This window comes from Sinomonas sp. (assembly GCF_051955515.1).
Lineage (GTDB): Bacteria > Actinomycetota > Actinomycetes > Actinomycetales > Micrococcaceae > Sinomonas.
In genome coordinates this window covers 1-8127 of the sequence record NZ_JBQCGQ010000039.1, presented here as the reverse complement: position 1 = coordinate 8127, position 8127 = coordinate 1, and the positions used below count along the sequence as shown (strand labels likewise).

The 8127-nt window shown below is 69.3% G+C and carries 10 protein-coding genes; 5 read left to right on the top strand and 5 right to left on the bottom strand.

The genetic code is table 11. The features are described from left to right. A partial coding sequence (locus ACTHL9_RS02130) for an MFS transporter (protein WP_440517016.1) occupies window positions 1-469 on the bottom strand: 469 nt, incomplete at its 3' end. Between the two features lie 118 nt (window positions 470-587). After that, the gene (locus tag ACTHL9_RS02125) at window positions 588-1379 is read right to left on the bottom strand and encodes an IclR family transcriptional regulator (protein ID WP_440517014.1); all 792 of its coding nucleotides are present in this window, start codon (window positions 1377-1379) and stop codon (window positions 588-590) included. A gap of 54 nt (window positions 1380-1433) precedes the next feature. Between ACTHL9_RS02125 and ACTHL9_RS02120 the strand changes: the two genes are divergently transcribed. Genes ACTHL9_RS02120 through ACTHL9_RS02105 form a run of 4 tightly spaced genes read left to right on the top strand, consistent with a single transcriptional unit; the run spans window position 1434 to window position 6069 of the window. Continuing rightward, complete coding sequence (locus ACTHL9_RS02120) at window positions 1434-2489, top strand: Ldh family oxidoreductase (protein ID WP_440517012.1); 1056 nt, start codon at window positions 1434-1436, stop codon at window positions 2487-2489. Next, complete coding sequence (locus ACTHL9_RS02115) at window positions 2482-3768, top strand: iron-containing alcohol dehydrogenase (RefSeq protein WP_440517011.1); 1287 nt, start codon at window positions 2482-2484, stop codon at window positions 3766-3768. The genes ACTHL9_RS02120 and ACTHL9_RS02115 overlap by 8 nt, the downstream gene beginning before the upstream one ends. Beyond that, window positions 3765-5192 carry an NAD-dependent succinate-semialdehyde dehydrogenase gene (locus tag ACTHL9_RS02110; protein ID WP_440517010.1) on the top strand — a complete coding sequence of 476 codons (1428 nt, stop codon included), beginning with the start codon at window positions 3765-3767 and terminating at the stop codon, window positions 5190-5192. The genes ACTHL9_RS02115 and ACTHL9_RS02110 overlap by 4 nt, the downstream gene beginning before the upstream one ends. A gap of 16 nt (window positions 5193-5208) precedes the next feature. Then, window positions 5209-6069 carry a fumarylacetoacetate hydrolase family protein gene (locus tag ACTHL9_RS02105; protein WP_440517008.1) on the top strand — a complete coding sequence of 287 codons (861 nt, stop codon included), beginning with the start codon at window positions 5209-5211 and terminating at the stop codon, window positions 6067-6069. A 2-nt stretch (window positions 6070-6071) separates the two neighbouring features. Here the strand turns inward: ACTHL9_RS02105 and ACTHL9_RS02100 are convergent, their stop codons facing one another. From ACTHL9_RS02100 to ACTHL9_RS02090, 3 genes are all read right to left on the bottom strand, one after another. Then, window positions 6072-6710: a nucleoside/nucleotide kinase family protein gene (locus tag ACTHL9_RS02100; RefSeq protein WP_440517007.1), complete on the bottom strand. Its 639-nt coding sequence runs from the start codon at window positions 6708-6710 to the stop codon at window positions 6072-6074. A gap of 11 nt (window positions 6711-6721) precedes the next feature. After that, complete coding sequence (locus ACTHL9_RS02095) at window positions 6722-7156, bottom strand: hypothetical protein (RefSeq protein ID WP_440517005.1); 435 nt, start codon at window positions 7154-7156, stop codon at window positions 6722-6724. Window positions 7157-7246: 90 nt separating this feature from the next. Next, window positions 7247-7888 carry an SAM-dependent methyltransferase gene (locus ACTHL9_RS02090; RefSeq protein WP_440517004.1) on the bottom strand — a complete coding sequence of 214 codons (642 nt, stop codon included), beginning with the start codon at window positions 7886-7888 and terminating at the stop codon, window positions 7247-7249. Window positions 7889-8026: 138 nt separating this feature from the next. Here ACTHL9_RS02090 and ACTHL9_RS02085 point away from each other — a divergent pair. Beyond that, window positions 8027-8127, top strand: a 101-nt coding sequence (locus ACTHL9_RS02085) for a DUF1918 domain-containing protein (RefSeq protein ID WP_440517015.1), incomplete at its 3' end; no start/stop codon positions are given.

Sequence of the window (8127 nt, the reverse complement as noted above, 5' to 3'; positions counted from 1 at the left end):
AGAGCATCGTGCCGCGATACTGCCGCGGCACCCACAGCGGGAAGTAGAGGATTACCACGGGATAGAAGCCGGCCGCGGCAATGCCGAGCAGGAAGCGCATGACGTAGAGGCTCGCCTCGCCGTTCACGAAGCCCGTGGCCGCGGCCACGATGCCCCACGTGATCATGATGCGGGCGATCCATTTCCGGGCGCCGACCCGATACTGCAGCAGATTGCTCGGGACTTCGAAGACCGCATAGCCCACGAAGAGCAGGCCGGCCGCTAGCCCGAATGCGGCCGTGGTGAGGCCCAGCGACTTGTTCATCTGCAGGGCCGCAAGGCTGATATTGGTCTTCTCGAGGGAATTGAAGAAATAGGCGAAAGCGAGAATCGGCACGAGTCGGAGGATGACCTTCCGAATGAGCCGCTTCTTCTCTTCGCTGGTGAGGTCTTGCAGCGCCGATGCCATTCCGGCCGTCGCGTTTTGCATCTCAGTCACGCGGGTCACTCCTTTGTGTGTTCGCCGCCACATCTAAGTGGCTCCGAACTCATGAATACGCCGGTCCGCGACTCGCTGGCAGGTCCCGTCCCGGGGAGCGGGACGGCAGTCAGGCAGTCCGGACGCGCAGGGGACGCTTCGGGGATCCGAGCGCGCTGGTCAGGGCCATCGCGGTGGCCAGGACGGCCGGCGCATATCGCTTGGCGATGGCCAGCTCGGTGGCGCCGGTGACCGAGATGGCGCCCGCAATGGCGCCCCCCGGGCCGGCGAACACGGGGGCACTGACGCAGAAGAGGCCGAGGCGGGATTCCTCGACGTCGTAGGCGACCCGCTCCGCGCGGACGATCTCGAGCTCCCGCCGGAGGGCATCGGGATCAGTGATCGTCCTGGGCGTCTGCTGGCTGAGCTCGCCTGACAGGACGGAATCGACGAACTCGGGGTCGCTGAACGCGAGGATGGCCTTGCCGAGCGCCGTCGCGTGCATCCGGGCCCGGCCGCCGACCCGGGAGTGCGGGACCTTGAGGGTTCGGGTGGTGATCTTCTCGATGTAGAGGATCTCGTTGCCCTCGCGGATGGCGAGGTTGCTCGTGAGCTTGGTGACCTCGTTGAGGTTGTGCGCAAAAGGCAGCGCGAGTTCGCGGAACGTGTTGGAGGAGGGGACGAGCGAACCGAGCTCGAAGAGCCGGACGCCGAGCGCCATCCCGCCGGTGCGCCGTTCGAGCGCTCCCCACTCGATGAGGTCGAGGACCAGCCGATGGGCCGTCGACTTCGGGATGCCCGAGCGCCGTGCCATCTCGCTGATGCTCAGCACCTGGTCAGGGGACGTGTAGAGATCGAGCAGCGCCAGGCCCCTCGAGAGCGATGATGCAGAACCAGCGTCCTGCTCTGCGGGACGGGGCATGCGCGGACTCCTTGCCTGAAGACATGATCGAGCAAGCGTACCGAGGGAGGGCCCGTGAAAACAACGGAAAATCAAACCGCTGCGAATAGCAGCGTGATAAGTCCCGATGAACTGCATGACGTTATCCAATCCGCACTCACCGCTCATGGGGCTTCGCCGGAGAATGCCCATATTCAGGCGGCGAATCTCGTCGAGGGTGAATTGCGCGGCCATGCATCGCACGGCATTCGCCGTCTGAGAGTTCTCATTGAGCGAATGCGGAATGGCCTCATCGACCCGAATGCCGCGCCCGAGCTGACATGGATTGCCCCCGCGGTTCTGCGCATCGATGGAAAGCGGGGATTCGGCCCCGTGGTGGCCCAGCGGGCCATCGACGAGGCTGTTGCGCGGGCCGAGGAGACCGGGATTGCCCTGGCCGCCATCTCGAATTCGAGCCACATCGGGATGCTCGCCCCCTACGTCGAGGCGATCGCCCAGCGCGGGCTGGTGGCCCTGCTCCTCACCACGAGCGAGGCCCTGGTGCACGCCTGGGGAGGGCGCAAGGCCACCGTCGGGACGAACCCGATCGGCCTGGGCGTGCCCTCGCAGGGGGAGCCGCTCGTCCTGGACATGTCGACCGCCTCGGTGTCCATGGGCAAGGTCATCGACTACGCGGCGACGGGGCGGCCGCTTCCGGAGGGCTGGGCGGTCGACTCCTTCGGGCGCCCGACCAGCGACGGACGGGCAGCGGTCGACGGCGGCGCGATCTCGCCTTTCGGGGGCCCGAAGGGCTACGCGCTCGGCATCGCGCTCGAGGCGATGGTCGGCGTGCTCACGGCGACGGCGTTCGGCACTGAGGTGGTGGGGACGCTCGACACTGAGCTGCCTGCCACCAAGGGTGACCTGCTGATCTGCGTGAGCCTCGAACGGCTGGGACTCCTCGGCATGCTCCCGCTTCTGGAACAGTACTTCGACGAAGTGCGGCAGACCGGCGTCGCCGCCCCCGTCGACATCCCCGGCGACCGGGCCCGACGTGCCCGGGACGCCCACCTCGCCAACGGCATCCGCATCGACCGCGAGGTCTGGCTGCGAGCCCTGGCCTACGCGGAAGGAACACTCGCTCATGACTGACACCGCCCACACTGAAGCTGCAGTCTCCCACTCCTTCGGACTGCTCCGCCTCCCCGACTCCATCGCCTTCGGCGACGGAGCGCGCGCGAGCATCCCGACCGCCGTCGCCCGCCTGGGCCAGCGCGCCCTCGTGGTCTGTGACCCGTTCCTGGCCTCGACCGCGTATTTCTCGGAGCTGCTCGAAGGGCTGGAAGCGCTGGGGGTCACCGCCACCGTGGACTCGCACGTCGTGCCGGAGCTGCCGGTCGCAGAGGTCGAGGCCGCCGTCGAGCGGGCCCGCGCGGCGGCGCCGGACGTCGTCGTCGGCTTCGGGGGAGGGAGCGCGCTGGACCTGGCGAAGCTCGTGGCCCTGGGCCTCGCGCACGGGACGCCGATGAACCGGTTCTACGGCGAGAACCTCGTGCCGGGGCCGGTGCTGCCGCTCGTCGCCGTGCCGACGACCTCCGGAACCGGCAGCGAGGTCACCCCGGTGGCGGTGCTCGCCGACCCCGAGCGCGAGCTCAAGGTCGGCATCTCGAGCCCGCACCTGATTCCGCGGGCGGCCGTCGTCGACCCCCGCCTGACCGTCGGCGCGCCGCCCTCGGTCACGGCGAGTTCCGGCGCCGACGCCCTGGTCCACGCGATCGAGGCCTACACCGCCCAGCCGCGGACGCCGGAATGGGGCTCGCAGCTGCCGGTGTTCGTGGGCCGGAACCTGCTGAGTTCGTCGTTGGCGCTCGAGGCGATAGGCCTCATCGGCCGCTCGCTCCGCCGCGCCGTCGAGCACGGCGACGACTTCGAGGCCCGCGCCGAGATGTCCTACGCGAGCCTGCTTGCCGGGATGGCGTTCGGCACCGCCGGGACCCACCTCTCGCACGCCATCCAGTACCCGGTCGGCGCCCTGACACACACTCCCCACGGGGTGGGCACCGGCATGATGCTGCCCTACGTGCTCCGCGCGATCCTCCCGACCGACGCGGCCCGGCTCGCCGAGATCGGGCAGGCGCTCGGCGTCGGCGGAGGCAGCGCCGAGGAGGCGGCCGAGGCCGCCGTCCGCGAGATCACCGACCTCATGCACAGCATCGGGCTCCCGCGCGGTCTCGCCTCGATGGGCGTCGCCGAGTCGGACCTCGAGCACGTCGTGGAGCTCTCCCTCACTGTCCGACGCCTCGTCGCGAACTCCAACCTCGAGCCCACCGAGGAGAACCTGCAGAGGATCGTGCGCGCCGCGTACCGCGGCGAACACCAAGAACTCGCAGCCTCTGCCGCCACCGCACACGAAAGCGAAACCCGAGCATGACCTTCATCTCCGACCTCTTCATCAACGGACGCTGGACCCCGGGCGCCACAGGCAGCCGGTTCCCCGTCATCAACCCCGCCGACGGCAGCCTGCTCGCGTCCTTCGCCGCGGCGGACGAGATCGACTGCGACGCCGCCGTCGAGGCCGCCGCCGCCGCACTGCCCTCATGGTCGACGACGCCGCCCCGGGAACGCGGCGAAATCCTTCGGCGCGCCTTCGAGATCCTCACCGAGGAGAAGGAGGAGCTGGCCGAGACGATCGTCCTCGAGAACGGCAAGTCCTACGCGGATGCCCTCGGCGAGGCGAACTACGCGATCGAGTTCTTCCGCTGGTTCGCCGAGGAGGCCGTCCGCGTCCGCGGGGACTTCCGGCTCTCGCCCAGCGGCGACAAGCACATCGTGGTCACCCACCAGCCCATCGGCGTCTCGCTCCTCGTCACGCCCTGGAACTTCCCTGCGGCCATGGCCACCCGCAAGATCGCCCCGGCCCTCGCCGCGGGCTGCACCGTGATCCTCAAGCCCGCCCGCGAAACCCCGCTCACGGCGACCCGCGTGGTGCACGCGCTCCAGCGCGCCGGGGTCCCGGACGGCGTCGTCAACCTCGTCACCCCGGTGCCCACCGGCCCGGCGATCGCCCGCATGCTCCACCACCCCGACGTCCGCAAGCTCAGCTTCACCGGCTCCACCGAGGTGGGCCGCATCCTCCTGCACGAGGCCGCGGACAACGTGGTGAGCTCATCGATGGAGCTCGGCGGCAACGCCCCCTTCGTCATCCTCCCCGGAGCCAACCTCGACCGCGCTGTCGAGGGCGCCCTCGTGGCGAAGATGCGCAACGGCGGTTCCGCCTGCACGGCCGCCAACCGCTTCTACGTCCACTCGTCCCTCGCCGAGGACTTCGCCGCCCGCATGGCCTCCGAGCTCGAGGGCTGGAGCGTGGGGCCGGGGATCGACCGCGAGAACCAGCTCGGCGCGCTCGTCTCGATCCACGAGCGGGACAAAGTCGCCGAGCTCGTGGACGCGGCTGTCGCGGCCGGGGCCTCGGTGGTCACCGGCGCCAGCGCCTTCGAGGAAGGCGCCTTCTACGCCCCCACCGTGCTCTCCGGTGTGTCACACGAGAGCCCGATCGCGCGCACCGAGATCTTCGGCCCCGTCACCTCGGTGATCGAGTACGACGACGTCGACGACGCCGTCCGCATGGCCAACGACACGATCTACGGCCTCATCGCCTACGTGTACGGCGAGACCGCGCAGGCGTTGGCGGTGGCTCAGCGGCTCGACGCGGGCATGGTCGCCGTGAACCGCGCCGTCCTCAGCGATCCCGCCGCGCCGTTCGGCGGGATGAAGCAGAGCGGCCTCGGCCGCGAGGGCAGCTCAGAGGGAATCCTGGAATTCCTCGAAGAGAAATACATCGGCATCGACCTCTGACAGCAGGAGAAGACCCATGCAGCTCATGCGCATCGGCGCGCCCGGCGCCGAAAAACCGGCCGTGCGGATCAACGAGACCCACTACGTCGACGTCTCCGACGTCGTCCAAGACTTCGACGAGGCATTCTTCGGCGGTGACGGGCTGTCGTCGCTTGCCAGCGTTGTCGAGGACCGGGTCGCCGCAGGGCGGACGACGGCGTTCGGCGGCGAGCGGATCGGTGCACCGATCGCGCGTCCCCACCAGATCCTGTGCATCGGCCTGAACTACAGCGACCACGCCGCCGAGACCGGGAATCCCGTGCCGGAGGAGCCGATCCTCTTCACGAAATCACCCAACACGCTCGTGGGCCCGAACGACGACGTCCGCATCCCCCGCGGCTCGACCAAGACCGACTGGGAAGTCGAACTCGGCGTCGTGATCGGCAGGAGGACCAGCTACCTCGATTCCGTCGAGGACGCCAAGGACGCCATCGCCGGCTTCGTCCTCGTCAACGACGTCAGCGAGCGGACATTCCAGATGGAACGCGGAGGCCAGTGGTCCAAGGGCAAGTCCGCGGAGACGTTCAACCCGTGCGGCCCCTGGCTCGCGACCACCGACGAGATTCCGGACGTGAACAGCCTCCAGATGTGGCTCGAGGTCAACGGCGTGCCCCGGCAGAAGGGCACGACCGCCACGATGATCTTCGACCCGTACTTCATCGTCCACCACCTGAGCCAGTTCATGGTCCTCGAACCCGGCGACCTCATCAACACCGGAACCCCGCCCGGGGTCGGCATGGGCCACAAGCCCCCGATCTGGCTCAAACCCGGCGACGTCGTGGAACTCGGCATCGACCACCTCGGCACCCAGCGGCAGGCAGTCATCGCGCCCCGCTGAGCTCAGGCGATCCGGACGATCCGATCCGCCCGGGACGCGAGCGCCTCGATGAGCACGGCGTTCTCCTCGTCGGAGCCGAGCGCCCAGGCCCGGGCGTCGTCGGGAGCCTTTCCGAAAGCGACGTGCCGGGCCACGAGGCGCTCCCTGCGCAGCTCGGGGTCCGCGTCGAGGAACCAGCACTCGGTGAGAGACGCGCGGACCCGCGGCCACGCGCCCGAATCGGCGAGGAGATAGTTCCCCTCAGTGACCACGAGGGGCACCTCGGCCGGCACGGGAATGCTGCCCGCAATGGCCTCCTCGAGCGCCCGATCGAAGCTCGGCGCGTACACGGTCTCGCCGGGCAGCTGGCCCCGGAGGCGCTCGAGGAGCACAGCGTAGCCCGCGTCGTCGAACGTCTGGATCGCGCCCTTGACGTTGCGGAGCCCGCGGGAGGCGAGGACGGAGTTGGCTAGATGGAAGCCGTCCATCGGCACGAGGACGGCCCGATCAGGGCCGAGCGCCGAGACGATCCGCTCCCCGAGCGTCGACTTGCCGGCGCCGGGCGCGCCGGTGATGCCCAGAATCGCCCGCTCGCCCGGAGCAGCGAGCGCGGCGGCGAGGTCCACCAGCTCGGCGGCGCTCGCCGTCGTCGTACTTCTCACCGTGGTGCCTCTCAGCCTGCCAGCCGCGAAAGCGCCGTCAGCCCCAGCACTACCAGCGCCGCGACCTTCACAAGCTCGAGGCCCACGTACCAGAGGTGCAGGCTGTGCCGGGGCATGCTGTCGCTCACGTTCCCCCTCGTGTAGCGGCGGTCCATGCGTGGGCGGAGGACGGCGACGTCGAGCACGAGGACGACGGCGAGCAGCGCCGTGAGTGCCACCGCGAGCCCTGGCGTGCGGCCACCGAGGACCGCGAGGCACACGATGACGACGACCGCCAGCGCGCACTCGGCAAGATTCAGCGTCCGGAAGACCAGGCGCCCGATCCCCACGCCGAGCTCGATCGTGACGCCCGGCGCCCGAAACTTGAGGGGCGCCTCAAGGAACGAGATCGCGAGCACCATCCCGAGCCACACGAAGACCACCGCGGCGACCACCGCCATTGCCATGCCTGTTCACCTCTGAAGAAATCGGGGGAGCTGCCCTTTTGAGGGTAGTCCGAAAAGCTCCCCTTCTTTGGTCCCGTTCTGCCGGTTGGATCAGCGGCGCCGGGCTTTGAGCACCGCATCCGTCATGATGGCGATCTGCCCCTCGGGGCCCGTCACCTCGCGGCCGTCGGAGGTGCTCGTCTCGACCTCCCATGCGTCGGCGCGGAGGCCAAGCGAGACCGCGAGCTCCTCCGCCGTCGGAAGCTGTGCCTGCTCGGCCTCGTCGTGCCCGTGCCGGGACCACGGCGGGAACGCGACGTGCCCCACGACGAACAGCAGCCCGCCCGGAGCCACCGCCTCGGACGCGCGGCGCAGGATCAGCTCGCGCGGCAGCTCGATGGGGGAGTGGAGGAATTCGGCCGAAATGAGATCGAATTCGCCTTCCGGCGTCCACTCGGTGAGATCCCGGCGCAGCCAGGTGATCCGCTGCGCGACGCCGGCCTCCTCAGCGTGCTGCGCGGCGCGATCGAGGGCGACGGCGGAGATGTCCACCGCCGTGACCGTCCAGCCGCGCGCGGCGAGCCAGAGGGCGTCCGCCCCCTCCCCGCACCCGAGGTCAAGGGCCCGTCCGGGGGCGACCATGCTGATCTCCCGGACGAGCGACGCGTTGGGCTTCCCGCTCCACACCCGGTGGCGCTCGCTGTAGAACTGGTCCCAGAACTCAGAAGGGCGCGGCGTGTCGGCGGTGTCCATGCACCACTCCTATCGGTGGAACGCCCGCAGCGCAAGGGAACCTGCGGCTTCGCCGGGAGCGTCCCGCAAGGGCTTCGCCGACCCTTCCGCGCGACGGTGACCCTACGTAGGCTCGTGGGTCTAAGGAGGTGATCCACGATGAACGCAGTGCAAGGTGATCGGATTGTCATCCGGGGCCGAACCGTCGAATCGACGGATCGGCACGGAGAAATCGTCGAGGTCAAGGGTGCCAATGGAGA

What these genes read in the sequence shown, in the direction of transcription:
- ACTHL9_RS02115 (WP_440517011.1), top strand. Translation starts at nt 2,482, where the DNA reads ATGACTGACACCGCCCACACTGAAGCTGCAGTCTCCCACTCCTTCGGA.
- ACTHL9_RS02105 (WP_440517008.1), top strand. Translation starts at nt 5,209, where the DNA reads ATGCAGCTCATGCGCATCGGCGCGCCCGGCGCCGAAAAACCGGCCGTG.
- ACTHL9_RS02095 (WP_440517005.1), bottom strand. Translation starts at nt 7,156, where the DNA reads ATGGCAATGGCGGTGGTCGCCGCGGTGGTCTTCGTGTGGCTCGGGATG.
- ACTHL9_RS02110 (WP_440517010.1), top strand. Translation starts at nt 3,765, where the DNA reads ATGACCTTCATCTCCGACCTCTTCATCAACGGACGCTGGACCCCGGGC.
- ACTHL9_RS02090 (WP_440517004.1), bottom strand. Translation starts at nt 7,888, where the DNA reads ATGGACACCGCCGACACGCCGCGCCCTTCTGAGTTCTGGGACCAGTTC.
- ACTHL9_RS02125 (WP_440517014.1), bottom strand. Translation starts at nt 1,379, where the DNA reads ATGCCCCGTCCCGCAGAGCAGGACGCTGGTTCTGCATCATCGCTCTCG.